23 protein-coding genes and 3 pseudogenes are annotated in these 26,029 nt (G+C 54.4%); 4 read left to right on the top strand and 22 right to left on the bottom strand.

What is annotated here, in order from left to right:
• Positions 1 to 72: 72 nt before the first annotated feature.
• On the bottom strand, positions 73 to 864 hold the full coding sequence (gene istB / locus ASD64_RS11825; protein WP_056105343.1) for an IS21-like element helper ATPase IstB: 792 nt from the start codon (positions 862 to 864) through the stop codon (positions 73 to 75).
• Positions 854 to 2,386 carry an IS21 family transposase gene (gene istA / locus ASD64_RS11820; RefSeq protein WP_156460114.1) on the bottom strand — a complete coding sequence of 511 codons (1,533 nt, stop codon included), beginning with the start codon at positions 2,384 to 2,386 and terminating at the stop codon, positions 854 to 856. The genes istB and istA overlap by 11 nt, the downstream gene beginning before the upstream one ends.
• Before the next feature lie 120 nt (positions 2,387 to 2,506).
• Here istA and ASD64_RS21715 point away from each other — a divergent pair.
• Positions 2,507 to 2,596 (top strand): annotated as a pseudogene (locus ASD64_RS21715) (inorganic pyrophosphatase); the annotation flags it as partial.
• 205 nt (positions 2,597 to 2,801) lie between these two features.
• Positions 2,802 to 3,146 (top strand): annotated as a pseudogene (locus ASD64_RS11815) (IS66 family transposase); the annotation flags it as partial.
• A gap of 373 nt (positions 3,147 to 3,519) precedes the next feature.
• Here ASD64_RS11815 and ASD64_RS11810 read toward each other — a convergent pair.
• Together ASD64_RS11810 and ASD64_RS11805 are read right to left on the bottom strand one after the other, a co-directional pair.
• Positions 3,520 to 5,073, bottom strand: a complete 1,554-nt coding sequence (locus tag ASD64_RS11810) for an ABC transporter substrate-binding protein (RefSeq protein WP_056105338.1) — start codon at positions 5,071 to 5,073, stop codon at positions 3,520 to 3,522.
• 476 nt (positions 5,074 to 5,549) lie between these two features.
• Positions 5,550 to 6,710 (bottom strand): substrate-binding protein, encoded by a 1,161-nt coding sequence (locus tag ASD64_RS11805; RefSeq protein ID WP_056105336.1) that lies wholly within the window; start codon positions 6,708 to 6,710, stop codon positions 5,550 to 5,552.
• 292 nt (positions 6,711 to 7,002) lie between these two features.
• On the opposite strand from ASD64_RS11805, the pseudogene ASD64_RS11800 reads away from it, so the two are divergent.
• Positions 7,003 to 7,230, top strand: a pseudogene (locus tag ASD64_RS11800) (transposase); the annotation flags it as partial.
• A gap of 276 nt (positions 7,231 to 7,506) precedes the next feature.
• Here ASD64_RS11800 and ASD64_RS11795 read toward each other — a convergent pair.
• The 15 genes from ASD64_RS11795 to ASD64_RS11730 all read right to left on the bottom strand — a co-directional run bounded on the left by ASD64_RS11795 (position 7,507) and on the right by ASD64_RS11730 (position 22,420).
• Positions 7,507 to 8,172 carry a helix-turn-helix domain-containing protein gene (locus ASD64_RS11795; protein ID WP_056105334.1) on the bottom strand — a complete coding sequence of 222 codons (666 nt, stop codon included), beginning with the start codon at positions 8,170 to 8,172 and terminating at the stop codon, positions 7,507 to 7,509.
• Positions 8,173 to 8,503: 331 nt separating this feature from the next.
• Positions 8,504 to 9,106 carry a HupE/UreJ family protein gene (locus tag ASD64_RS11785; RefSeq protein WP_056105329.1) on the bottom strand — a complete coding sequence of 201 codons (603 nt, stop codon included), beginning with the start codon at positions 9,104 to 9,106 and terminating at the stop codon, positions 8,504 to 8,506.
• A gap of 131 nt (positions 9,107 to 9,237) precedes the next feature.
• On the bottom strand, positions 9,238 to 10,794 hold the full coding sequence (locus ASD64_RS20655; protein WP_082549970.1) for an ABC transporter substrate-binding protein: 1,557 nt from the start codon (positions 10,792 to 10,794) through the stop codon (positions 9,238 to 9,240).
• Between the two features lie 12 nt (positions 10,795 to 10,806).
• On the bottom strand, positions 10,807 to 11,409 hold the full coding sequence (locus ASD64_RS11780; protein WP_056105326.1) for an ANTAR domain-containing response regulator: 603 nt from the start codon (positions 11,407 to 11,409) through the stop codon (positions 10,807 to 10,809).
• Positions 11,410 to 11,420: 11 nt separating this feature from the next.
• Positions 11,421 to 12,593: a transporter substrate-binding domain-containing protein gene (locus tag ASD64_RS20650; protein ID WP_082549969.1), complete on the bottom strand. Its 1,173-nt coding sequence runs from the start codon at positions 12,591 to 12,593 to the stop codon at positions 11,421 to 11,423.
• 13 nt (positions 12,594 to 12,606) lie between these two features.
• Positions 12,607 to 13,314, bottom strand: a complete 708-nt coding sequence (locus ASD64_RS11775; RefSeq protein WP_056105325.1) for an urease accessory protein UreF — start codon at positions 13,312 to 13,314, stop codon at positions 12,607 to 12,609.
• Positions 13,307 to 13,801, bottom strand: coding sequence for a hypothetical protein (locus tag ASD64_RS11770; protein ID WP_056105322.1), 495 nt, complete (start codon positions 13,799 to 13,801; stop codon positions 13,307 to 13,309). Before ASD64_RS11770 ends, ASD64_RS11775 begins: the two co-directional genes overlap by 8 nt.
• Positions 13,802 to 13,804: 3 nt before the next feature.
• Complete coding sequence (locus tag ASD64_RS11765) at positions 13,805 to 14,638, bottom strand: urease accessory protein UreD (RefSeq protein ID WP_056105319.1); 834 nt, start codon at positions 14,636 to 14,638, stop codon at positions 13,805 to 13,807.
• 6 nt (positions 14,639 to 14,644) lie between these two features.
• Complete coding sequence (gene ureG, locus ASD64_RS11760) at positions 14,645 to 15,265, bottom strand: urease accessory protein UreG (RefSeq protein WP_056105318.1); 621 nt, start codon at positions 15,263 to 15,265, stop codon at positions 14,645 to 14,647.
• A gap of 9 nt (positions 15,266 to 15,274) precedes the next feature.
• Positions 15,275 to 16,990 carry an urease subunit alpha gene (gene ureC / locus ASD64_RS11755; protein ID WP_056105316.1) on the bottom strand — a complete coding sequence of 572 codons (1,716 nt, stop codon included), beginning with the start codon at positions 16,988 to 16,990 and terminating at the stop codon, positions 15,275 to 15,277.
• On the bottom strand, positions 16,983 to 17,684 hold the full coding sequence (locus ASD64_RS11750; RefSeq protein WP_056105314.1) for an urease subunit beta: 702 nt from the start codon (positions 17,682 to 17,684) through the stop codon (positions 16,983 to 16,985). The genes ureC and ASD64_RS11750 overlap by 8 nt, the downstream gene beginning before the upstream one ends.
• A 37-nt stretch (positions 17,685 to 17,721) precedes the next feature.
• Positions 17,722 to 18,429: an ABC transporter ATP-binding protein gene (locus ASD64_RS11745; RefSeq protein ID WP_056105312.1), complete on the bottom strand. Its 708-nt coding sequence runs from the start codon at positions 18,427 to 18,429 to the stop codon at positions 17,722 to 17,724.
• A gap of 12 nt (positions 18,430 to 18,441) precedes the next feature.
• Complete coding sequence (locus tag ASD64_RS11740) at positions 18,442 to 20,265, bottom strand: ABC transporter permease subunit (RefSeq protein WP_082549968.1); 1,824 nt, start codon at positions 20,263 to 20,265, stop codon at positions 18,442 to 18,444.
• A complete protein-coding gene (locus ASD64_RS11735) occupies positions 20,258 to 21,094 on the bottom strand; it encodes a branched-chain amino acid ABC transporter permease (protein ID WP_056105309.1) in 837 nt (278 codons plus the stop codon). The genes ASD64_RS11740 and ASD64_RS11735 overlap by 8 nt, the downstream gene beginning before the upstream one ends.
• A gap of 165 nt (positions 21,095 to 21,259) precedes the next feature.
• On the bottom strand, positions 21,260 to 22,420 hold the full coding sequence (locus tag ASD64_RS11730; RefSeq protein ID WP_056105307.1) for a substrate-binding protein: 1,161 nt from the start codon (positions 22,418 to 22,420) through the stop codon (positions 21,260 to 21,262).
• Positions 22,421 to 22,790: 370 nt separating this feature from the next.
• Between ASD64_RS11730 and ASD64_RS11720 the strand changes: the two genes are divergently transcribed.
• A protein-coding gene (locus ASD64_RS11720) for an IS3 family transposase (RefSeq protein WP_156460113.1) occupies positions 22,791 to 23,947 on the top strand; the annotation gives its coding sequence in 2 pieces (ribosomal slippage) (positions 22,791 to 23,043 and positions 23,043 to 23,947; 1,158 coding nt in all).
• 175 nt (positions 23,948 to 24,122) lie between these two features.
• Here the strand turns inward: ASD64_RS11720 and ASD64_RS11715 are convergent.
• The 3 genes from ASD64_RS11715 to ASD64_RS11705 form a co-directional block, all read right to left on the bottom strand.
• The gene (locus ASD64_RS11715; RefSeq protein ID WP_320410196.1) at positions 24,123 to 24,716 is read right to left on the bottom strand and encodes a response regulator transcription factor; all 594 of its coding nucleotides are present in this window, start codon (positions 24,714 to 24,716) and stop codon (positions 24,123 to 24,125) included.
• A 57-nt stretch (positions 24,717 to 24,773) separates the two neighbouring features.
• A complete protein-coding gene (gene folD / locus ASD64_RS11710; RefSeq protein WP_056105301.1) occupies positions 24,774 to 25,664 on the bottom strand; it encodes a bifunctional methylenetetrahydrofolate dehydrogenase/methenyltetrahydrofolate cyclohydrolase FolD in 891 nt (296 codons plus the stop codon).
• A gap of 26 nt (positions 25,665 to 25,690) precedes the next feature.
• A partial coding sequence (locus tag ASD64_RS11705) for a formate--tetrahydrofolate ligase (RefSeq protein ID WP_156460111.1) occupies positions 25,691 to 26,029 on the bottom strand: 339 nt, incomplete at its 5' end.

Raw genomic sequence — 26,029 nt, 5'->3', positions numbered from 1 at the left:
TGTTGATTTCCACTCAGAAGTGAGCCGGGTTTTCCATCGAGAAGTGAGCCACCTCTGATTATGGATTTCGAGTCATGCTGGGGTCAATACGGTGTTTGTCTCCTTCTTTTTTCGGGCTGCTGCTGAGCTTGCCTTGAAGCGAAAGCTGTCGTTTCCGGTTTCAAGGATGTGGCAACGGTGCGTTAGGCGGTCGAGCAGCGCCGTGGTCATCTTGGCATCGCCGAAGACCGTGGCCCATTCGCTAAAGCTGAGGTTTGTGGTGATCACTACGCTGGTGCGCTCGTAGAGCTTGCTCAGCAGGTGGAATAGCAAGGCACCACCCGAGGCGCTGAACGGCAGATAGCCCAGTTCATCGAGGATCACGAGATCGAGCTTGGTCATGCCTTCCGCGATCTGGCCGGTCTTGCCCTTGGCCTTTTCCTGTTCGAGGGCATTGACCAGCTCGATAGTGGAGAAGAAGCGGACTTTGCGGCGATGGTGCTCGATGGCCTGGATACCGAGGGCCGTCGCGGCATGGGTCTTACCGGTGCCCGGGCCGCCGATCAGCACGACATTCTGCGCCCCGTCCATGAACTCGCAGCGATGCAGTGTCCGGACGGTGGCCTCATTGATCTCGCTGGCGGCGAAGTCAAAGCCTGAGAGGTCCTTGTAGGCCGGGAAGCGCGCAGCCTTCATGTGATAGGCGATGGACCGGACCTCGCGCTCCGCCAATTCGGCCTTCAGCAATTGTGACAGGATCGGGATGGTGGCTTCAAAGGCCGGTGCACCTTGTTCGATCAGATCGGTGACGGCTTGCGCCATGCCATACATCTTCAGACTGCGCAGCATGATGACAATGGCACCGCTGGCGGGATCATGACGCATGTCGGCCTCCAGCGATCTCGTTGCGCAGGCCGTCATAGCGCTCGACATTGGCCTTGGGTTCGAGGTGCAGGGTCAGCGCCTGTGGGGTATCCAGTGGCGGCCCGCCGATCACCTTTCCATCGACCAGCCGGTGCAACAGGTTCAGAACATGGGTCTTCGTCGGCACGCCCTCGGTCAGCGCGAGTTCCACGGCGGTGAGCACGGCATGTTCATCGTGCTGCATCACAAGGGCGAGGATATCGACCATCTCGCGGTCACCGCCGGGTTTGCGCAGGATCTGATCCTGCAACTGTCTGAAGGCAGGCGGCAATTCCAGGAAGGGTGCGCCATTCCTGAGGGCTCCGGGCTTGCGCTGAACGACCGCCAAATAATGTCGCCAGTCGTAGATCGTCCGCGATGGCAAGTGGTGGCTGCGTTCGATGATCCGCGGATGTTCGCACAGGATGTTACCCTCGGCCGCCACGACCAGCCGATCCGGATAGATCCGCAGGCTGACAGGACGGTTCGCAAAGGATGCCGGAACGCTGTAGCGATTACGCTCGAAGCTGATCAGGCAGGTGGGCGACACGCGCTTGCTCAACTCGATGAAGCCGTCAAAAGCGACGGGCAGTGGCATCAGGGCTGCCTGTTCTTCGACCCAAACATCGGCGATCGTGCCAGCCCGTGTTCCATGTGCCGTCTCCCGCCACAGATCCTGACACCGTTGTTCCAGCCAGGCATTCAGCGCGGCCAGATCGGGGAAGCCCGGCATCCCTTGCAACATCTGGTGGCGGGAATCCCGAACATTCTTCTCGACCTGACCTTTCTCCCAGCCCGCCGCCGGGTTGCAGAAGTCGGGCTCGTAAACATAGTGGTTCGTCATCGCGAGGAAGCGCATGTTGATCTGCCGCTCCTTGCCGCGGCCGACACGATCCACCGCAGTCTTCATGTTATCGTAGATCCCGCGGCTTGGCACACCACCAAAGACCCGGAACGCATGCCAATGGGCATCAAACAGCATCTCGTGGGTCTGCAACGGATAGGCACGCAGTAAAAAGGCCCGGCTGTGCGCGAGTTTTATATGCGCCATCTGCAGCTTTACGCGCTCGCCGCCCAGCACTGCAAAATCCTCGCTCCAGTCGAACTGGAAGGCCTCGCCCGGGTGGAACGACAGCGGAACAAAGGTCCCGCGTCCCGTGGTCTGTTGCTCGCGCTGGCGTTCTTCCCGCCATTGACGTGCAAAGGCCGCAACCCGGCCATAGGAGCCGGTGAAGCCGAGCGCCACGAGATCGGCATGCAATTGCTTCAACGTCCGGCGCTGCTTGCGTGACTTCCCGGCCTCCGTCTTCAGCCAGCCGGCCAGCTTCTCGGCAAAGGGGGCAAGCTTGCTCGGCCGCTCCGGCGTGGCGAAGGTTGGCTCGATCGTGCCCGCAGCTAGGTGCTTGGTCACGGTATTCCGCGACAGCCCCGTCCGCCGCGCGATCTCGCGGATCGACAGGTTCTGCCGCAAGTGCATGCGTCGGATGATGTTCAAAAGTCCCATGTGGATCACTCCGTTACCCCCGCCGCTCACCGCTTTGGGGAAAGGTTCACATGGCTCAATTCTCAGTGGAAATTAGACGCCTACCCGGCTCACTTCTGGGTGGAAATCAACAGGTCAGCCATGCGTATCGACGCGATAGCCATCGGGAACAACCCGCCTGAAGACGTCAATGTCATCATCGAGGTGCCGGTGGGCGGCGAGCCGATCAAGNTACCCCCGCCGCTCACCGCTTTGGGGAAAGGTTCACATGGCTCAATTCTCAGTGGAAATTAGACGCCTACCCGGCTCACTTCTGGGTGGAAATCAACAAGTGAATCAGCAAAGCGTTACCCGCAACAGCAGCAAAAGTGCGTCAGAGCCCCGTTTGGACGAAAATCACCCCTCAAACAGGGTCCTCATTCCATGAAAAATCACAGTCTTGCCTGACAGCAAGCTCGGCGACGCCGTGTCCTACACCTTGAACCAATGGGATTATCTGACGCGCTACACCGGAGATGGCAGCATGCCGATCGACAACAATCTTCTGGAGCGCGACATCAGGATTTTTGCCACTGGCCGGAAGAGTTGGTTGTTCAGCGATACCGTCGACGGAGCCAGGGCCAGCGCCATCGTCTACAGCTTGGTGCTGACCTGCCGCGCCTCACGCGTCGAGCCGCTCGCATGGTTGCGCCACGTTCTCACCGAACTGCCTCAACGCCCTGTCGATACTGATATCGACGATCTGCTGCCCTTCAACTTCGCCAGAACCGCTGCAGCCTGATCCGACCGGACGCGTCCGTCTGAAAGCGATCAGCGGTAGCACCGTCGTCAACGTGCCGCGAAATGAGCGCTTACAAATGATGTGCACTACCTCACCGATATTCGCTGCCGACCACCATCCCTTGGAGCTGAGCTTGACATAGCAAAACTGCGCGCTCACACAGCCATTGCAACAAAATCCTGTTTGGTAGACTCTGGAGAACGAGTCGAATTCGATAAAGGTTTCCCGCCGCCCTGCCAGTCACGTTTGAAATTGTAACGAGAAGGAGAAGGTATAGAAGCTGCCCAGATATGATCAGCGCCTCGAAAAGCGCCGATGCATCCATTCTACTCTCATCGAAGGGGCCATAAATAGAGCAGCGATATCCGGTCGATTAGAAGTTGGAATCCATCCACACATTTTTAAACGAATTCCAATCTTGGCTCGGATTGCGAAACCCTCTGACCCGTGGGTGATAACAAACGTTACCACGACGTAGATTTAGCATTGGCAGCACCGGCAGATCGTCCATGATCTGTGCATTTGCTTGTCGATAGAATTGGACTCGCTGATAGTCATCCCGTGTTCGCTTGGCTTTATCCATTAAGTCATCAGCGATTAAACTAGAATAATATCCCGCATTGAATCCAAATGGCGAACTATTTCGGGAATGCAGCACCTGGTCCAGCCAAACATCACAAGACATCCCCCAACTCATCTGCGAGACTCCAACGCCATCCGGCAAACCAGATCGCCATTGATGGCAATAAGAAATCCAGTCTTCTGTCCATACGATCTCTGCGCCATATCCAATCGCTTCAAGACTCTTCGCGAGATAGTCGCAGATCCGAACAGAATGTCCCGCCCCGGCCTTTGCCGACATGATTTGCAGACGCCAATCGGGGGCAACTCCTGCTTCCTTCAAAAGTTGCTGTGCGCGTTCCGGATCATACTCGTACGGAAAACGGTAAGTTGCATCGAAGGCCGGCGAAGCCGGCGGCAGCATGCCGGACGCGGCATCTGTGTGTCCGCGAAAGATATCGTTGCACAGCGCATCTCGGTCGACTGCATGAGCGATTGCTCGACGCACTCGGACATCACAAAGGACGGGATCCCGCATATTGAAAATGAAGTACCAAACATAAGGTGCCTGGCCGTCGACAACGACGAAGCCACGTCGCGTCAACTCGTCAAGGTCGGTTCCCTCAAGGCCATATGCTAAATCCGCTTCGCCGTTAAGCAACGCTTCATACCGATCTTCGGATTTCGGATAGGGTTTAAATTCTATCCCACCCAGCTTAGGGGCACCCCCCCAGTAGTCGTCATTGCCAACCAGCCTGACTCCGCTCCCGAAGCGCGTTGAAAAACGACTGTCGAAGCGAAACGGGCCTGTGCCTGGCGCATGATCCGCGATCCCCGAGTTGCCATAGGTTTTCAGTGCTTCTGGGCTTAGATAGACATGTGCACCGGGTGCATCCTCTTGTGTCATGTATCGAAGAAACTCCGGAAAGGGTTCCTTTAGCGTCATCAAGATTGACAGAGGCTCAAGAATTTCCACGGATTTCAACGCTTCGAGACCGATCCTGTTATAATCTGCTGCCACAGGTGAATATTGAGGAGCCTGGGGATTGCACATGCGTTCAATGTTGAACCGTACCGCCTCCGCATCGAACCGAGACCCGTCGTGAAATCGCACACCATCTCGCAAGCGAAACAAGTATTGCAGTCCGTCATTGGAGATTTCAACCGAAGTGGCAAGCGCGGGAATGAGCCGGGTCGGGACGGCCGACTCGTCCTCCAGATCGTCCTCAAAAAGACTTTCGAATACCTGCTGAACCACTCTGCCAGTATTCCAACCACCGAATGAGGCCGGCGGATCGATGGCATCGACCTCCCAGTCGAGAGCGACACGCAGAATGGACTTAGGGAGGTCGTCAAAAGCGCTCATAATTTTTTCCTTTGGACTTAATCATCCGCAGTTGAGGCCACTTGGGCTTGCCCTATGTGGCTCCAGTCAGATCGCAACCTCGCCATAAGCATTCCGCATATCGCCAATTGATTGGTTCTCGCGAGACGCACGCCTATTTTGTTCACCACTCGTGCGAACTTTGCTGTGTATCGGTGCTTGATCTGACAATGTGAGTTTGTGAAGATTGACGTCGCTAGGTCCAGAAAACCGAAGTGACATTATAACCAGTGACCACACTTTAATCTCAAGCATCTCGCAAGCGATGATCTGCTCTCTTGCGCGACGTTTTTGATTAGAGATACGATCTCGGTCAATCGTTGAGGGCTTAACACAAGCCCTAGAACGGCTCTGGCTCTCGTTGAACCGACAGAACCGCTCTAGGGTAGCATCTTGATTTAATACATGTGAGCGAGTAGGGAAGTTCGTTCGATTAAAAACATACTTATATGCATCAATTACAGATCAGGACATTGATTGCCTGGATCAACATTAGGTTCTGATTTAATAATATTAGTATCGCCTTGAGCATTCACTTGCGCAAGATACATTGTCAGAGGTGCATGACGTTGCTTCGACATTTGCACCGAGCCTCTCGGGCCATTGTAAGTTACTTCACTCAAGGCTTTTATAACAGCTTCGGTATCTGTTGTGCCGGCCTTTGCCACAGCTAGGGCATAGAGATGAACGGCATCATATTGCGGAACCGAGAGTTCGCTCGCGGTTTTTGTCTCGGACCCAAATTTATCCTTCAGTGCTTTTAGGAACTTCGTGTTATTTTCGGAATCGATACTGGTGTAGTATGTGCCGCCGAGATAAATACCTTCCGCGTCAGCACCCAGACTTTTTGCAGTACCTTCATCGAGGGCATAATTCCCATACAATGCGGTCACACCAGCTGATCGCAGTTGTTTCGTAAATGTGACGTTCGGGGCACCAGCCGCTGTGGATGTTATAATAGCGTCTGGGTTGGCCTCACGGATCTTACTAATGATGGATGTCCAGTCACTTGCGTCAATCGGATTATATTCTTCTCCGACAACCGTTCCGCCCTTTTCCGTGATGTATTTGTTGGTATCCCCCAGGAGGCCACGGCCAAAGGCATAATCATTTCCAACCAGGAAAAATGTCTTGGCACCTTTATCCTTAATAAAGGCGTCGACCATCAGCGACACCATCTGCTGCGGCACCCAAGCATCGATATGTTGGTATTTGTTGCAAGACCCTCCCTCATAGAACGAAGTATAAATATAGGGAATCTTCCCTCTTGTAATAATTGGTAGGCCAGCATTTCTTGCCGCGCTCGGCTCAGACGAAATAATGACGTTTACCTTCTTCTGAAAAACGAGGGAATCATACGCCTTTTGGGCTCCTGCGGCGCTGGATGCACTATCAGCAAGCTCCATGGCGAACTTCCTATTCAACACTCCGCCTGCGTCATTAATTTCTGAAATTGCGAGATCCATTGCCTGGATCACCGCGGGGGCAGTAACACTGTTTGCACCACTTAATCCGAGTGGAATCCCCAACAAAATTGGATTGTCTTCAGCAAAGGCTCCTCCGATTGAGAGTGCGGTTGCAGCAAAAAATACCAGAGCTTTCTGTAATGATGTTCTCATTGCGTTCCCCTTTAACCTTTCACTCCTTCGAAGCCGCGACCGAATGCGGTCAACAGCTATCGCCGGCGATGAAATGATGTTTAGTTTTGAGAATGCTACGCGCCACATAAATGCGCTGGCAGGAAAATCTGCGAGCAAAACTGGGCGCTGATGTTACAGTGGCTAGCCCGCCACTGGGAAGGAAGCTTACACACAACCAAAATGACGTCAATATTAATTATCGGCTTTGACCTGCTCCCCTGAAATGTCCTCGCTTTGAGGTTAGCCTGTCATCCGGATGAGGAGACAGGCCATGAAGCGATCGAGATTTTCCGACGAACAGATCATCGGCATTTTGAAGGAGCACCAGGCGGGGCTTTCGGCGACGGAGCTTTGCCGCAAATACGGTGTGAGCGATGCGACGTTCTACAAGTGGCGCTCGAAGTACGGCGGCATGGATGTGTCGGAGGCGAAGCGGCTGAAGAGCCTCGAGGAGGAGAACGGCAAGCTGAAGCGCCTGCTGCCCGGCGACCTCTATGACGGCTACCCCACTCGAGAAGGTCGTTCCGACGACGGAACCACGAGAACAATGAGTTCTTCCACAATTACGCCGATGCCGGCTATCGCGGTTCCGATGCTCCCGGGAGCCACAAGTTCCAGACATTCATCACCCGACAGAGGCACCGCGTTACGACCGTAGTCAAGCGCCAGATGTGACGAAGCGCGGCCTTGGCTGCAAGTCAAAATCAGATCAGTATAGAGTCTAATTTGGCTCGGTCAGTACCTCTGCGTAGATGGTGGGTTCGTAGGGCGACCGCTATCCTCTCGCATCATCTTGCCTGGCATTTGCCATGACCTTCGCCTTCACCGCCTTTGACGCCAGATGGTTGCGCACGACCAGCAGCTTGACCGGGTACCGCGTGCATTTGACGACGCCGTGCGCATCGGATGCGTCGAACGTCAGGCTGTCACCGGATGACATCGGGTACTTTTTCGCCGCGTGCAGATAGGTGGCCTCGCCGCCGAGACAGTAGACGAAGAACGTGCCCCGTTCCTCGAACATCGGCTTGGCGTCATGCTCCGACTCAATCCTGACCACTAGCGCATCCAGCGCGAGCGGCGTCGACGTGGAGACTTCCCGTACAAGCGAAGGGGCGACCCTGTCCCTCAAGCTTGCATAGTGAGACGAGACGAATACGGCCCTGCTGTGCTCGTTATATCCGCCGATCAGGTCGCTGACTGGAACGCCGAGGGCCGAGCCGATGGCTTGAAGCGTGCCGAGTGAGGGAGAAACTGTTCCGTTTTCAATGCGTGACAGCATGCCAAGCGATATGCCTGCCGCCTTGGCCAGATCGGGCCCATTGAGATCATGACGCTTGCGCCAATCGCGCACCGAACGTCCGATCGCAGTCTGAAGAAGTGCTTCACGGCTGAAACGCGGATCCGGAGCGGACGCCAGATCGCCTTCGGCAATTTCAGCCAATGCGGTGTCCTCTTCGCTCGAGCAAAATTTAACCCGGTCGCTTTCGCGAGGCTGCCGGGCTTGTCTTATGAGTTCAACGTCTACATTTCCCATCTTTCACGTCTCCTGAGTGGCGCAAGGTGGGCTTGCTGTGCAGTTTTCGGTCGGCCTCCAATCCTCATTGATTGTTGCCTGCCGCCTTTCCGCTGTGACGCGCCAGATGTTGGCGCGGCGGGCGATTGGCTGGCGGCTGAATGCTGCCCAGCATCATTGGCGGGAATTCCTACCGCACGTGGTGTGCGAGGAATTGGGCTGCGCTGCCTTCCGCTAGGCTACGCAGCCCGAAGAAGGGTCAGATAACCCCGCTGACGATTGCCACGCCGGCAACTGCGGTGAGCGCGCCAGCGGCACGGATGAGGGTTTCGCCACGCGGGCCAGCGCCGCTTGCGGCGAACAGCCCGAGGCCGAGACCTGCAGCATGCAGAAGGGCTGTCGCGACAACGAAGCCGGCACCATAGGCAAGGCCGGCAACGCTGTCCGGCATCTCCGCGCCATGGGCAAAGCCATGGAACAGGGCAAAGAAGCCGACCAGTCCCATCGCCGCTGCAACGACCGGCTTCAGGCCGAACGCCACCGCCGCGCCAAGCACCACGATCGAAAGGCCGATGCCGAGTTCGACAAACGGCAACTCAATGCCGGAAAAGCCGACCACGCCACCCACAGCCATGACGCCTACAAAGGCAGCCGGCACCAGCCACAGGGCGCGGCCGCCCAATTGCGCGGCGAACAGGCCAACCATGACCATGGCGAGGATATGGTCGATGCCTCCAATCGGATGCATGAAGCCGTGGGCAAAGCCGCCCGTATCACCGACGCCGACGTGGGCGCTGGCAATCGTCGAGCTTACGGCGAACATGGCTATGGCCGCCAATACTACAATCGGACTCTTTTTCATTGTTACTCTCTTTGCGTTTGATTTCATCGTAATTGCTCTCGATGTGTAATCGACAGAGATTGAAGAAGATCTGTGCGACGGTACAGACGGGCATAAGCAAAGCACAAATAGCCTCGACATCTAAAAAGTATTTAGGTTCCGGTACCTATCCAAACATTTTTAAACGAATGCCAGTTTTGGCTGGGGTTCCGAAACCCCTTTACGCGGGGATGATAACAAACGGCGCCACGTCGCAAAGTCAGCATAGGAAGTACTGGCAGGTCGTCCATGATCAATGCATTAGCCCTTCGGTAAAGCTGGCTTCGTTGGTCATCATTCCGAGTTCGTCGTGCCTTATCCAGCAAGTCATCAACCTCAGAATTGGAATAATATCCTGCATTGAACCCAAATGGGGAGCAATTTCTGGAGTGCAGCACCTGGTCCAGCCAAATGTCACAAGACATACCCCAACTCATTTGTGAGACGCCGGCACCATCCGGTAAACCAGAACGCCACTCGTTGCAGTAGACGACCCAGTCTTCCGTTCGGACTATCTCTGCACCACATCCTATTGCTTCGAGGCTCTTCGCGAGATAATCACATATTTGCACGGGTATGAGCTGCCCAGAACCAGCATTTGCCGTCATGATACGCAATCGCCAATCGGACGGGACACCTGCCTCCTTGAGAAGCCGCCGTGCCCGTTCTGGATCGTATTCGTAAGGAAATTTGTAATTGTCGTCGAAGGCTGGGGAGGCTGGCGGTAACATTCCAGATGCGACCGCTGTATCTCCCCGAAAGACGCTATTGCTCAATTCTTGCCGATCGACTGCATGGGCAATAGCATGACGCACTCTAGTGTCACGAAGAACTGGATCGCGCATATTGAAAATGAAATACCAAATGTATGGAACCCGACACTCTTTTACAATAAAACCGCGTCGCTCTAGTTCGTCGAGATCACTACCTTCCAAGCCATAAGCAAAATCGACATTGTCGGTGAGTAGTGCCTCATACCGATCTTTCAAATCCGGATACGGTTTAAACTCAATACCCTTGAGCTTGGGTGCTCCCCCCCAGTAATTCTCATTTCGTTGCAGCCGAACACCGCTTCCAAAAGGCGTCTGAAACCGCTCACCAAAACGAAACGGGCCAGTTCCCGGGGCATGATCGGCAATACCCGAGTTCCCCAGTCTCTCTAATGCCTCAGGGCTGATGTAGACGTGCGCGCCAGGGGCATCTTCTTGAGTCATGTAACGGAGAAACTCTGGAAAAGGTTCCTTCAATGTAAGTCTGACCGTATACTGCCCCAAAATCTCCATGGAATCCAGCACCTCTAGTCCAATTCGATTATAGTCCGCTGCCACGGACGAATAATGGGGAGCTTTGGGATTCCACATCCGGTCTATATTATAACGAACCGCCTCAGCGTTGAATGACGTTCCATCATGGAATTGGATGTCTTCTCTCAAGTGGAATGTATATTGAAGGCCATCGTCAGAAATATCAACTGATGTTGCGAGTGCAGGGATAAGTTTTGTCGGGCTTGCTTCTTCGTTCTCAAGGTCATCCTCGAACAAGCCTTCAAATACCTGCTGAACTACTCGACCTGTATTCCACCCCCCGAAGGATGCCGGGGGGTCCATGGGGTCTACCTCCCAGTCAAGAGCAACACGAAGCAACGAATCTAATTCAGTGTCGGATTTCATCTTGTTTCTCCTTTAGAATTCCTCGGAATAATCATCTTTTTCTTCATCTATAGCGATGAAGTGGTCAGCGATCTGTGTCATCGAAATACGCTGCTCCAGAGACCAACGTCGGATTAGTTGATATGCTTGATCTTCGCTAATCGATCGCTCGGTCGCCAGACGTCGAACCGCGTTGTTCACTACGCGGCGCGATCGTAAAGTTTCCTCAAGCTTGACGATTTTACTATTTTGTCTGCGTTCAAAACGATAGCGCGAACTAGCGACGGATAAAGTCGATAGGATACCGAAAGGATGGATGGGCTTCGCGATGATGGCCTGCGCATCAGCGTCCAATAGTTCACGAACAATGGTAGGGCTCTCATATTCCACAATCCCGATAAGCGTGCCTTCCCGGCCGTTCCTCAAGGCACTTACGTCGATGGGAAGATGTCCGCTAAAAAGACAAAAGACGACATCGGCATGAACTGGCCAACTTTCGGGAATTGGCCACTGTGTATTGACCTGGCACCCGATCCGCTTCAGATGTCGAATAAGCTCACTACAAGCTGCATCCTGTGGATGGATCACCCAAACTTGCAGTTTCCGCAATTCTCGAATCAGCGCCTCACCGGACATGAAGCTTCTTTCTATCCTTGAACATGGTTAATTCGACCCAATCCCACATAGTTCATAAGATACGGATCGGGTTTCATTGCCTGTTTGAATTCTGCGACAACTCTGAATTTTCTTCCAGCTTCCGTCATTCCAATTCGCGGCCAGAGATAAGTGTGGCTATTGTCAGGATCGACCATAACCACGCCTTGAGGAGCAGAGATTTCTAATCCGAGCACTTCGGCTCGAAGTCGTTCAGGGTCCAGTGTTCCAGCACGCTCTAAAGCTCGGGCAAATAGCAGAACGGTGAAATACGCGGCCTCGGCACAAGCATCGGTCGGCCGTTTAGCTCCGAAACGCTGATGATAATTGGCAACAAAATTACTATTTCGTGGCGATCCTACTGTTTCGAAGTATGGGGCGGAAACGATATGCCCCGGCAACGGTTCGAACCACATTTCTTGACAATGCGTTTCGTTCGTCGTCAGGGAGGCGATTGGCATGACAGATGGATCAAGATTCTCGGTGGCATACGCATCATAAAGTGCCGCTATTCCAGGTCCCACCACCGTGGAGAAGATCACATCGGCACCGAGCGCTCTCGCCTCTTTGACGATATTCGAAAAGTCGTCTCTCTGTGCATTAAACGGTAGATAGTGTTCACCAACAATACTGCCACCAATCTCGGACACGAGATCTTGCATAATTCGATTTGATTCACGTGGGAAAAGATAATCGGTTCCCACACACATCAGTTTTCGACCGTACCGGGGAAAAAGATATTCAGCGAGTGGTAGATGAAGTTGATTTGGCGCCGGCCCAGTATAAATAACATTCGAGGAGTATTCAAACCCTTCATAGCCAATTGAGTACCAAAGAAGGCCCCCACGCCGCTCTATTACAGGAATCACTGCTTTTCGACTGTAGGAAGCCGAACAGCCAAATATGTTAGTCACCCCTCTATCCATCAGTAGCGAACTGGCGAATTGGGCGTAGCGTTGTGGATCGGAGGCGGGGTCGAGGATTAAGGGTGAGATCGGTTTTCCAAGCACGCCACCTGCTAAATTTATCTCGGAAATGGCAAGTAAGGTGCCCTGTAGTTGAGAAATCTCAGAGATCGCCGTTATACCACTCCTCGAGAATAGGATACCAACCGGCCAAGTGCCTTCCGAGCGGTAGGACTCCTGTAATTCATCAACGCCGCGCATCTCGTAATTCCTGCTACGTCGCGAATTGGCGTAGTGGATTGCGCTGAAGCTGTAACATCGCAATATCCAATTCGAGAGTAGTCGAACTCATGTCTTCCAAATCCATATCCAAGGCTCGTTCCGCGGCTTGGATAATAGTCGGAACGCATTGGCGAAGTTGAATTTGTGCGTCTACCGATCCCATCCGTCCCAGACGTACTGCAGCCGAAAAAAGGCCACTTGCCGCACCTCGCAATTCAGCGAGAACAGTGTTCTCAAGGCCTATTCCTTGGGAAGCCGATATTGCGGCTGTGACGACGGCAAGGTTACCGCCCTCGCCCGCTTGCACTTCTTGGCAAAACGTAGCGAGTACACTGTGGGGCCATATCCGTGGTGCCAACTTTGCCAGATGACGTCCAGACGAGATCGATGCGTTCCGCGCAGGCACCGACAGCTTCAGAGCTAAGAGATGTTCGTCGATCTTATGCAGTTGGACAAGGTCGGCCATTGAAAACATTCGATGCGCATGAGCAGCGGCAACTGCGTCAGAGCGACCCGTACCATGGAGTAGTGCCGCTTTGACAATTTCCACGATTTGAACCGAGTTTTTTGGGATCTCGTTGAGAAGTACTTCCAATCCGAAGGAGTGAACATAACGTCCTATTGGCAGAGAACTGTCGGCCAGCTGGAGGGCCATCAGAAAGCTCGCACGATTGGTGGGCTCTAGCGACGCTTCACTCATGAGAGTGTCCTGACACTACAAGTGGACGAGAAACTCCGAGCCGGACATAGTCAAAACGCAGCGACAATTCGCCCAGTTTAAGATCTCGGACCGTTTTGGCCATCAGTTCCTCACTTGAGAGCATCGGCACGAGAATGCGACAGGCGTCTACCTCAACCGGCACGTGCTGGTTTCCGAAAGCGTGACCGATAAGCGTGGCCTGGCGGACGATGTCTGGGATCGAGTTCGTGTGATCGATATCTACAACCAGCGCAAGCTCCTCAGGTCTTTGAGCGACGATCGTATGATCATCGTTGCTAAATAGAATCGCTCCGTCGAAAAGATATTGACCGTGTTCCATAGACACAGCAAAGTCGAGCCCACCCTTCGTGCGTCGCCGGAGCCGCCGCTTACTTGCCTCCGCCCATGATATTTCTATGAAATCCACTATGCCGGCGGCGTGCTTGGTTGCATCGAGAACGCCAATTATTCTAGTCGAGACAAGCATAATCTATTTCCTCCGAGATGGGGCTGGCGCACCAATCATCTGCATTCGAACGCGGGACCAAGTTTCATCCATGAGTCGCATAGCTACTGATGATGACCGAGCAAGGACCCTCACAACAATGCCAACCGCTCCGGGTAAGGCACCCACACCTAGTCGAAAGTCTTCACCCGCCATTTCCAGGGATGTGGCAGCCTCGTATATCCCCTTTGCATTCCCGCCCGGAGCAAGCGCCAGCAGGGTTCCCGAATAGAGGAAGGAGCCAAGAACGCCTCTTGTATTGATTGGAAGCGCCGCCGGTTCCATAAGCATGCGGTCAGTGAAAAGCGTACTTCCACCAACCTTTATTTGCGTTTCTAGTTTGAGACGATCGAACGCGAAGACCTCGCCACGGGCCAGGCGTCCTGGTGAAATGATTTCACTTGCAACCAGCATGGACCCTCGCTCGAGGTCGATCATGGTCTTTTGGTCGTAAGATGACTGTGCCTGTGGGATTAGTTGGTCCGGCAGATACTCGATGTATGATCCCTGCGTTACCTCCAATTGTACCTTCTGCAACGCCAACCCTTCCAACATGCGGTGTAGCTTCGTTGCGGATGTGCTCGTCACATGAACCTTTCCGCCATTTCGAACAGCAATCCGCAGTTCGAGCTTGTCTCCGCTGAACACCGCACCAGAGGGATTTTGAACATAGACGAAAGCCATGCCGGGCTGGCGCTCGTCTAGAAAAAGAGGGATTGTGAAATGTAATGGAAATCTCTGATTCCGCTCCACAATGCGTGTCTTGCCCAAACAATCGGCCGCAAATTCCAAGTCGAGAAGGCCAATTGAGCGTGTCATATTCGATCAATTATCTGCACAGGCGAACAAGGCATCTCGCTGTATGGCGGCAAAGACCTCTGCTGCTCCCTGCGGGGAACGCAAATTCGTGTAGAGAGTTTGCCGTTCCGGGCGATTGCTCTGCACATCGCAGCGGATACGGTTCAAGTCTGCACCTACGTGCGGAGCCAGGTCAATCTTGTTAACAACGAGGAGATCGGCCTGGAGCATACCAAGCCCCCGTTTACGCGGTATGTCGTCACCAGCGGCGCAATCGATTACGAAAATCCAGTAGTCCACGAGTTCCGAAGAGAATGTAGCCGCCAAATTGTCACCGCCGCTCTCGATCAAGATCAAATCGAGCGGATTATTGCGCTCCAGCTCATCAGCTGCCCGAATGTTCACCGAAGGATCTTCGCGGATCGCAGTATGTGGGCACGCTCCGGTTTCAACGCCGATAACCAGCGTTTCTTCGATTAGGCCACTTGCCTTAACACGCATAGCATCTTCTAGAGTGACAAGGTCGTTAGTGATGACCGCCGGCTTCAATCCCACCTCATGAATGAGAGGCAGGAGACGTTCAATTAATCTGGTTTTCCCGGAGCCCACTGGGCCTCCAATACCGATGCGAACGGCCCTTGAGGCCATGACGTTCTCCTATTTCAACGTATAAAGCGTACTCAATGGTACCTTATTGGCCGGAAGCGACGTGCAATGCTTGCCATCGACCTCCACCCTGTATGTTTCCGGATCTACCGTCACCTTCGGAACCTTGTCATTCCAAAGCATACTCTTCTTCGAGAGTTTTCTCGTTCCGGATACAGGCAGGCAGCGTGCGCGCAGGTCCAGTTTTCCGGCAACACCGCGATCAATTGCCAGTTGCGACATGAAACGTACCGAAAGCGCTGAGGCGGCTCGCCCGAACCAGCCCCATTGAGGTCGGTAGCGTAGTGGCTCACAACAGTAAAGACTAGCGTTTGCCTCGCCCATCACCGCCATCACCGGGAAGCCACATTTGAACACGACTTCCGGCTTGATACCAAACAGTCCCGGTTTCCAAAATATTATGTCCGCCAGCTTCCCGGGCTCGAGCGAGCCGACGTGTTTGTCAACGCCGAACATGCGCGCTGGGTTGATAGTGTACTTTGCAATGAATCGTTTAATCCGGGTGTTATCGTTGCTGTGGCCATTGTCCTCAGGAAGCGCGCCCCGCTGTACCTTCATACGTGAGGCCATTTGCCATGTACGACTAATGGTTTCGCCAATGCGTCCCATTCCCTGGGAGTCCGATCCTATGGCACTGATTGCACCTATATCGTGCAGCACACCTTCGGCTGCGATGGTTTCATGTCGAATCCGGGATTCTGCGAAAGCGATATCTTCTGGCAACCTTGGATTGAGATGATGGCTGACCATCGCCATATCAAAATGTTCGTCGAACGTATTGACGGTGTACGGATTGGTCGGATTGGTCGAAGAAGGCAGGATGTTATCGTAGCCGCAGACTCTGATAATGTCTGGAGCATGACCCCCGCCGGCACCTTCAACGTGGTAAGCGTGGATTGTTCGACCATCAATAGCTTTTAGAGTCCGCTCAAGAAACCCGAATTCGTTAAGCGTATCTGTGTGCAATTGGATCTGTACATCCGCTTCGTCAGCAGCCACCAGTGCCGAATGTATCGCCGCAGTTGTCGCTCCCCAGTCCTCGTGAATCTTCAGTCCGGCCGCTCCCGCCTCAAGTTGCTCAATTAATGGTAAAGGACTGTCAGAAGCCGCCTTCCCGAAGAAACCGAAATTGAGCGGAAATGCTTCAGCCGCTTGGAGCATATACCCAAGATTTACTGTTCCAGTTGAAGCGATTGGAACCGTTGTGGCGCCCAACCCTCCTCCGAACAATGTGGTAATACCGCTAGCCAAGGCTTCTTCACACTGGCCTGGATCGATGTAGTGGACATGACAATCAAGACCGCCGGGTGTGACGATCATTCCCTCTGCCGCGCGGACGTCCGTATTGGTCCCGACTATGAGGTTTGGGTCTACTCCATTCATGATCCGTGGATCACCAGCCTTGCCAATACCAGCAATCAGTCCGTCCTTGATCCCTATGTCAGCCTTGATGATGCCGAGCACTGGATCGATGATTGTTGCGTTCGTTATTACGAGATCGAGTGCGCCTTCTGCCGCAGTGATGTGGCCATGACAACCGGTGCCTACTCTCAGAGTCTTTCCCGCTCCGAAGACGAGTTCGTCGCCTGGAATCAGAAGATCTCGTTCGACCTCTGCCCAGAGATCTGTGTCGCCGAGACGAACCTGATCTCCCGTCGTTGGTCCGTACAGCTCGACATATTGGCGGCGGGACAGCATTTTAGCCATATTGGACTCCCTTGAACCCTTCTGCAGCCGCTCGTGCAACCGCCCTGCGTTTCACCTCAGGGTCGTCCAGATCACCATCAGTCAGACTATTGAGTCCCTCGACGCGCCGCTCGCCGCCAAAAGCCACGAGATCGACGGTTCTCTCATCTCCTGGTTCGAACCGGATCGTCGTTCCAGCCGGAATATCAAGACGGAACCCAAAGGCCGCAATCCGATTAAAATCCAACTCGGGATTCACTTCAAAGAAGTGAAAATGAGAGCCAATCTGAATAGGGCGGTCACCCATGTTACGAACGACGACCTGTGCAGTCGCGCGACCAACATTGATTTCTATCCCCTCTTGCGCCAAGCGGTAGCAACCTGGCATCTCCTCTTCTTCGGCCTGCTGAGGAGAGCCTACGGGGTCGTGCACACAAACGAGCTTCTGGCCGTCTGGAAACATAGGTTCGACCATCAGCATTTGGAGCAACGATGTAACGCCCGACTGAACTTCCTCAGCGTTCAGTATAGTGCGGCCGAATGCCATCAATTCTGAGACTGACTTCCCCTGCCTAGCTCCCTCATGGATAGCATCGGCTATGATCGCCCTCGCCTCTGGCAGATTTAGTCTCAGTCCATCAGCCCGGCGACGGCGGGCCAGTTCGGCTGCGACAAAAACCAGAAGCCTGTCACTTTCTTTTTTGGTCAGATACACTGGCTGCCCTCGGAATTTCGGAATTATTCAAGAGTGATCAAAGGCTTATATGCGCTAGGATTTTTGCATGGGTATCCTGATCTCGGGTATTCCCAGACCCGGATATTTCGCCTTTGTCCAGCAGGACGTATCTATCGGAAACGGCACAAGTGAAGGAGAGGTTCTGCTCAACCAGTAGAACGGCGAGACCTAGACGGTCCCTCTCCGCTTGAATGATCTTGACGAGGTTGGAAATTACCGATGGCTGCAGGCCCTCGGTTATCTCGTCGATCAGCAGAACTTTAGCTCCTACGGCGAGTGAGCGCGTCATCAGAAGCATCTTCTGTTCGCCGCCACTTAGCGTCCCGGCTTTTTGCCGCAAGCGATCCAACAGGAACGGAAAGCAACGGCTGATCGTTTCCCGAGCTTCGTTCCAGTCGGCCGAACCACGCAATGCCAAGCGAATATTCTCCTCGACCGTAAGGTCCTGAAACAACGCTTTTTCCTGCGGTATGTAGGCTACGCCTAGCCGGGCGATTTGATGAGGCTTGCCGTCGCTGACCGATTGCCCGGAGAGCGAAACGGTGCCGGAAAATTTGGGCAAGTATCCCATGATTGATTTGAGAAGCGTGGTCTTGCCCATACCATTCTTGCCAACCACGGCAAGAATTTCACCGCGATCGATCGTCAAATCAACGTCGCGGACAACAGGGGCTTGTCCGTACCCCGTGGTGAGACCCTTCAAAGCGAGCACCGTTTCCGTCATAGTCAATTCTCCTCAGTGCCCGGACCCGGCGTAGACCGATTTGACAAGCTCGGAATTCACCACCTCATCAACCGATCCATTAAGAACAATCCGACCTTGATGCAGGACAATCACCCGTGAAGAAATCTCTCGGACGAAATCCAGATCGTGCTCCACCAGCAGGATGCAGAGTTGTTCCGTTTTGGCGAGTTCGGTTAGGATTGTTCCAATAAGCGTACGCTCAGCCTTGGTAAGACCAGCCGTGGGCTCGTCCAGAAGAATGACCTTTGGCTCAAGAGCGAGAACCATCGCCAACTCCAAGGCTTGCTTCTTTCCATGCGACAGCACCTGAGCAGGTACATCCAAGTCATTATCTAGACCGGTTGCCCGGATAATATGCAAAGCAGACTGCGGAAGGTTGCAGATACCGGATTTATGCCATTTAGATAAGCCGTCGAGACGAGCTCGCGCGATCTGAAGGCATTCCCCCACGGTCAGTGTGTCGAAAACATTCGCCATCTGGAATTTGCGGCCGACGCCAAGCCGCACACATTGGTTCGGCGGACGATGCCCGATGTCCACGCCTGCGACTGATATCGTACCGCCGCTGCGCTTCAGACCGTCTGCGATACAGGTCATAAGCGTGGTCTTGCCGGCCCCATTGGGGCCAACGAGGCTGACGATTTCGCCATAGGTAGCTTCGAAATCGATACCGGACAGAACCTTGAGACTGCCGAAGCGTTTTTCGACACCACTCACGACAAGCGCTGCTCCTCCACCTTCGTTAGCCGCGGTGGAGCTACGTTCGCTCGCTTGGCGCAGCTGCATCGGTGTGCGCTCCTTCGGTTGCGCCTTGATGACAAGGCTGCGAAGCCAATTCAAGGAACTCGAAGCCACCGGCAGGAGGCCGCGCGGCAAGGCTACGATGACCGAAACGAAAATGACGCCTATGACCAGCTTCCATATGAATGGGAAGTCGCCCTGGAGGTGCGCACTCGCATAGTCAATGATAAGAGTGCCGATCACAGGTCCAAACAACGTGCCCCGTCCGCCTAGCGCGACCCAGATCAGAAGTTCCGTTCCGAACACGAAGCCAGCAATCTCCGGTGCAACCACCATCGTATAATTGGCATACATCCATCCCGCGATTGCGCCTATACTCGCGCATATGAGAAAGATGACCGCTTTGATATTCGACGTGTTCAACCCGAGATATTGGCACCGTTGCTCATTTTCCCGGATGGCGACCAGAAGCTGTCCGGCGTCACTGCGGGTGTAAAGCCATGCCGCGCTCGTCAAAATGACCAGCCAAGCTCCGACAACCCAAAACCAGGCTTCAATACTGAGAGGAACGGTCTCGAAACCGGTAAGGCCGCTGCTGGACCCGGTGAAGGTCCCGCCGGAAAACAGAAGTTGCGTGACAACAATCGGCAAGACAAGAGTGATAACCGAAGCATATAGATCAGTTGCGCCATGCCAGAAGGCAAGAAACGCGACCAACCCCGCCATCGCCACGGCGACTGCGATACCGATTACAAGAGCAGCAAACGCTAATTCGGCGGAAAATCCCTGGTAGGTAAATATCAGGGCGGTGACATAAGCCCCCGCCGCAAAAAATGCCGACTGCCCGAAAGTCAAAACTCCAAGATAACCCCAGAGAATGTCGACGGAGAGAGCGATAGACGCATATATCATCGATCTTACAAGAACGTTGACTGAATATGCGTCAATAAAGAAAGGCGTAACGCCAACGCCGATCAAAGCTATGGTTGCTACAACGAGCATCCTCATGAGCGGGCTTGCCCGCGGCCGAAGGTGACGCGCTTGGCTCCATTCCTTCAAGTTCACATCACTCATAAGAAAACCCCTGCGGTCGAATACGGAGAATTACCGCGGCAAGAGCCGCAATCGTCATGCCGCCCAGGACTGCCCCGAAATAACCACTGACAATCACCTGCGCTCCGCCCAACACAACACTTGCGATAGCCAAGCTATAAAGAGATGAACCCGATACGAGCACGAGCATGAAGGCACTGATCAGCCAGGCTGTGCCCATATCCGGATAGACGCTCGATAGTGGCGTTATCAAAGCGCCGGCAACGGCAGCCAAACCAGAGCCGAGGGTAAATGTAACCGTACGAACGAGCCCGCTATTTATTCCGAGCCCGCGGGCAAGATCTTCGTTCATGATAACAGCACGCGTGGAGAGACCTAGTGATGTGCCCTTGAGTATCAAGGTCAAACCAAGCCCCAGCAGCAGCGCGAGAACGGTAAGCACCAGCCTGTAGGTCGAATATGATTCACCAAGGAGACTGACCACCCCTCGGATTGGAGGCTCAGCGAAATGAACACCACGGTCAAAGACCAGAGTGATGATCTGCCCGATGATAATACTCAGTCCCCAAGTGGCCAAGATAGCATCAAGCGGCCGATTGTATAACGACCGCACAACAATACGTTCCATCCCGAGACCAACGATCGCCCCGAAGATCGCCGCCAGAGGAATGCCAATCCAGGGGTTCACCCCAATTGCTGTGGCAATAACAGCGGCGTATCCGCCAAGCGTCATCAATCCGCCATGTGCGAAATTGATAAGCTTCATAACGCCGAATACGAGGAGCAGCCCCGAAGCCACAATGTATAATATTGCGGCAGTTGTTATGATATCTAGTATCGTTGCTATCATCTACGTCTCCGAGTTCCCTATGTTGGGAACGGCAAAAATCCAAGCCGATATGAGAGGTCGCCTATTCTTGCCAGCCCCTACAGCCTTACCGGGCAGCCTTTCAGGCGAGGCGATAGTCCGATCTGAAAATAATAGGCGGCAGATCAGGACATGCCGCCTATCTGATCACAGATTAGGACATTGATCACCAGGATCTACATTCGGGTAGGATTTTATAATATTTGTATCGCCTTGAGCATTCACCTGCGCGAGATACATTGTCAGCGGAGCGTGCCGCTGCTTCGACATTTGCACAGGTCCTCTAGGGCCATCAAAGGTTACTTCACTCAAAGCCTTCACCACGGCATCCGTTTCTGTCGTGCCAGCTTTTACCACCGCCAGGGCATAGGCATGAACGGCATCATATAGAGGAACAGAAAGCTCGTTAGGCGTTTCTGTCTTCGCGCCAAACTTCTCATGCATTGCCTTCAGGAACTGCGTATTCTCCTCAGAATCGATGCTGGTATAGTATGTTCCACCAAGATAAATTCCCTCAGCATCAGGACCCAAAGTCTTGGCTGTACCTTCATCCAGAGCATAATTCCCATACTTTGAAGTTATACCAGCGGCGCGAAGCTGTTTCGTAAAGGTAACGTTCGGCGCGCCCGCCGCGGTAGAGGTCAAGATCACGTCGGGATTGGCTGCCCGGATCATACTGATGATTGCCGTCCAATCATTCGCATCCATCGGGTTGTATTCTTCGCCGACGACCGCGCCGCCTTTCTCCGTGATATATTTGTTGGTGTCACCAAGGAGTCCGCGACCGAAGGCATAGTCACTACCGACAAGAAAGAATGTTTTTGCACCTTGATCTTTCATAAAGTAGTCGACCATGAGTGAAACCATCTGCTGTGGCACCCATGCGTTAATATGCTGATACTTATTGCAGGAACCACCTTCATAGAAAGAGCTATATATGTAAGGGATTTTTCCCCTAGTAATAATTGGCAATCCTGCATTGCGAGCGGCGGTAGTCTCCATAGCAGCTATGGCGTCGACCTTCTTTTGGAACACCAGAGAGTCATATGCTTTTTGGGCGCCTGCGGCGCCGGATCCATCATCGGCCACTTCTAGGGCGAGCTTTCTGTTTAAAATTCCTCCTGCAGCATTGATTTCGGAGACTGCAAGTTCGGCCGCTTGAACCATTGATGGAGCTACGATGCTATTTGCGCCGCTTAGCCCGACCGGAATGCCCAACACAATGGGATTATCTTCGGCAATGGCTCCTCCGGCCCATAGCGCAGTCGCAGCAAACAAAAACAGAATTTTCTTTAGTGATGTTCTCATTGCGTTCCCCTTTATGATTCTCACTTCTTCGAGGCTACGATTGAATAGAGACAGCAGCCGTCGTCGACAGCGAAATGATGTTTCAATTTTTGAGAATGCAGCGCGCCGCATTGGCATACTAGCCGGAGCCGTCCCCGGGAGTTGCGCCTGGCACAGAAATAAGAGCAGCTAACCCGCTACTTTAGAAAAGTTCGCACACATCCAAAACGTCGTCAACAATAAACGCATCTTTTAAGGCGCTAAAATTTACCAGGCCATTTTCAAGTAAGCATGAATGGCAAAGAGTTCCTCAGTCGCATGCCGGTGACGTGCCACTGAGTTTTTCCTCCATGTGAGATTAGAGTCCGGCCCTTGATGGAAGGACGGACTGATGAAGCGGAAGCGATTTACGGAAGAACAGATCATTGCGGTTTTGCGTGAGCATGAGGCTGGCGCGAAGGCTGGTGATCTAGCTCGCAAGCACGGAGTTTCCGAGGCAACGCTATATAACTGGAAGGCGAAGTATGGCGGGATGGACGTCTCCGACGCCAAACGCCTGAAGGCTCTGGAAGACGAGAACGCGAAGCTGAAGAAGCTGCTGGCGGATCAGATGCTGGAAGCCTCGGCGCTGAAGGAACTTCTGTCAAAAAAATGGTAGGGCCCGCCGCCAAGCGCGAAGCCGTCGCGCATCTGCAGGCCGTCATGGGCCTGTCGGAGCGTCGGGCCTGTTCCTTCGTCGGCGCTGATCGCAAGCTGATCCGCTACCAATCAAGGCGTCCGGCCGAGACGGGGTTGCGCACCAGATTGCGCGACCTTGCCAATGAGCGCCGGCGCTTCGGCTATCGGCGGCTGTTCATCCTGCTGCGCCGGGAGGGAGAGCCGTCTGGCGTAAACCGCATCTATCGGCTCTACCGAGAGGAAGGGCTGACGGTTCGCAAGCGTCGGGCACGGCGGCGGGCCGTGGGCACGCGAGCGCCGATCCTGGTCGAAGCTCGGCCGAATGCACGCTGGTCACTGGACTTCGTGCATGACCAGTTCGCCTGCGGACGGCGCTTTCGCGTGCTGAACATCGTCGATGACGTGACGCGCGAGTGCCTGGCTGCGATCCCGGACACGTCGATCTCCGGTCGTCGGGTGGCACGTGAATTGACTGATCTGATCAGCCGTCGCGGCAAGCCGGACATGATCGTTTCCGACAACGGCACCGAGTTCACCTCGAACGCCATCCTCGCCTGGTCGAAGGATCATCGCGTCGAGTGGCACTACATCGCCCCGGGAAAGCCGATGCAGAACGGATACGTCGAATCCTTCAACGGCCGAATGCGCGACGAGCTTTTGAACGAGAGCCTGTTCTTTGGCCTCGACCATGCCCGAAGCGCCATCTCGGAATGGAGGCAGGACTTCAACACCGCGAGGCCTCACTCCTCGCTTGGATATCAGACCCCGGCGGCCTTCGCCGAGGCCTTCACCGCAGCCGGATATCCGGTTGCCCAACCCGCGCCTTACGGCGTAACAGAAACAGTCGAGGCTCTAATCGCCGCTGGATGACAACTCAGTGGCACGTCACCGGCGAGATTGATGGAGGTGTGCCTTGCTTTCCCAGCGCGGTCTTTTTGCTCTAATCTGCCTTGCACTGTTAAGAATTGTCACTGCCTGAGCTCCGGACATCAACCTCTCGCACGAAGCATCCCGCAAACCCTTTGGCACTCACGGCATCATTCTATTAGCGTTGGATATCAGCAAAGAATAAGGCAACTGCGGCGGCCCGGTTATGGACTCCGATTTTGTCGTAGAGATTCCTTAAATGGTATTTGACCGTGTTCTCGGAGATCCCCATTCTGGTTGCGATTTGTACGTTGGTCCATCCTTTCGCCAGAACGCCGAGTAGTTCAATTTCACGCGGAGTCAATGTTGATAACGGCGTTTGATGGATTTTGGTCATGTCCGTGTTCGGGATGCAAAGATGTCCGTTAGCCACCGCGATCAACGTATCTAACAGTACGGCAGGATCATCGAACTGATAACAGAAGCCATGGGCGCCGAGATGCAAGCACTGCTTGAGGATTCCGATGTCGTTTGAGAAAATGACGATACGTATTCCAGCTTGCCGGTGTCGCAGTTCCGTTAGCAGCTTTGTAGCGCCCATGTCAGCTAATTTGGAGCTGACAATGACAATGTCGAAATTCGCCCGATTGATCCCGATCATTTCGAGAAAAGCTTGGCCACTTTCTACGTGACCGGTCAGTTCGAACCGGTTATCGTGAGCGAATATGTGCTGCAATGCTGATAGCACTAACTGATTGCGTTCGACGAGCACCAGACGAATTCGTGGAAATTGCGCCGTTTGTGGTCGCATTCTCTTGATCGACGTCAGCTATCGCCAAGAGACAAGGCCCGCGGCGCGGGAAGCGGAGATGACGGTGTTTGCCATCAGGAGTGCGATGGTCATCGGACCGACGCCGCCCGGCACCGGGGTGATCGAACCGGCAGTGGCCGCAGCCTCGTCATAGGCAACATCGCCGACAAGGCGCGCCTTGCCGTTTGCGTCCGCCGGCAGGCGGTTGATGCCGACGTCGATTACGGTGGCGCCGGGCTTGACCCAGTCGCCCTTGATCATCTCGGGACGACCGACGGCGGCAACCAGGATGTCGGCGCTGCGGCACAGGCCCGGAAGGTCCTTGGTGCGGCTGTGGGCGATCGTCACCGTGGCATTGGCGTTGAGCAGGAGATTGGCCATCGGCTTGCCGACGATGTTGGAGCGGCCAACCACGACCGCGCTCAGGCCCGACAGATCACGGCCAAGTGCGCGTTCGATCAAAAGCATCGAGCCGGCCGGCGTGCACGGCACGAAGGCCGTGTCCAGTTCGCCGGTGCCGAGCTTGCCGACATTGATGAAGTGGAAGCCGTCGACGTCCTTTTCCGGCGCAATCGTCTGGATGATGCGGCCGGAATCGATGTGGCCCGGCAGCGGCAACTGCACGAGGATGCCGTGGATGGCCGGATCGGCGTTCAGCTTCTCGACCACCGCCACCAGCTCTTCCTCGCTGGTTTCAGCCGGCAGCGCATGTTCGATCGAGTTGAAGCCGCACTCCTTGGCCTTCTTGCCCTTCGACGCGACATAGACCTGGCTGGCCGGATCATGGCCGACGATGACCACCGCAATGCCCGGCACGACGCCTGTCTCGGCGATCAGCCTGTCCGCCTCGGCCTTCACCTTGGCTACAACATCCGCCGCTACAACCTTGCCGTCTATTACTGTCGCCATCGCCAAACTTCCTCGCTTTCCCGTTGTCAGCTCAGGCCCTGGATGTCGCCATTGTCGTCGAGATGGATGGCCTCTGACGATGGCTTGGAGGGCAGGCCGGGCATGGTCATGATCTCGCCGCAGATGGCAACGACGAAGCCGGCGCCGGCCGAGAGACGCACTTCGCGCACCGGCACTGTGTGGCCGGTCGGCGCGCCGCGCAGGTTCGGATCGGTCGAGAACGAATACTGCGTCTTGGCCATGCACACCGGCAGGTGGCCGTAGCCTTGCTTTTCCCACTGGTGCAACTGGTCGCGCACCGACTTGTCGGCAATCGCCTCCGAACCGCGGTAGATGCGCTTGACGATGGTGTCGATCTTGTCGAA

The sequence above is a fragment of the Mesorhizobium sp. Root157 genome, from assembly GCF_001427385.1.
Lineage (GTDB): Bacteria > Pseudomonadota > Alphaproteobacteria > Rhizobiales > Rhizobiaceae > Mesorhizobium.
Note: the sequence above shows the minus strand (reverse complement) of the source record. Positions and strands in the feature narration are given on the sequence as shown.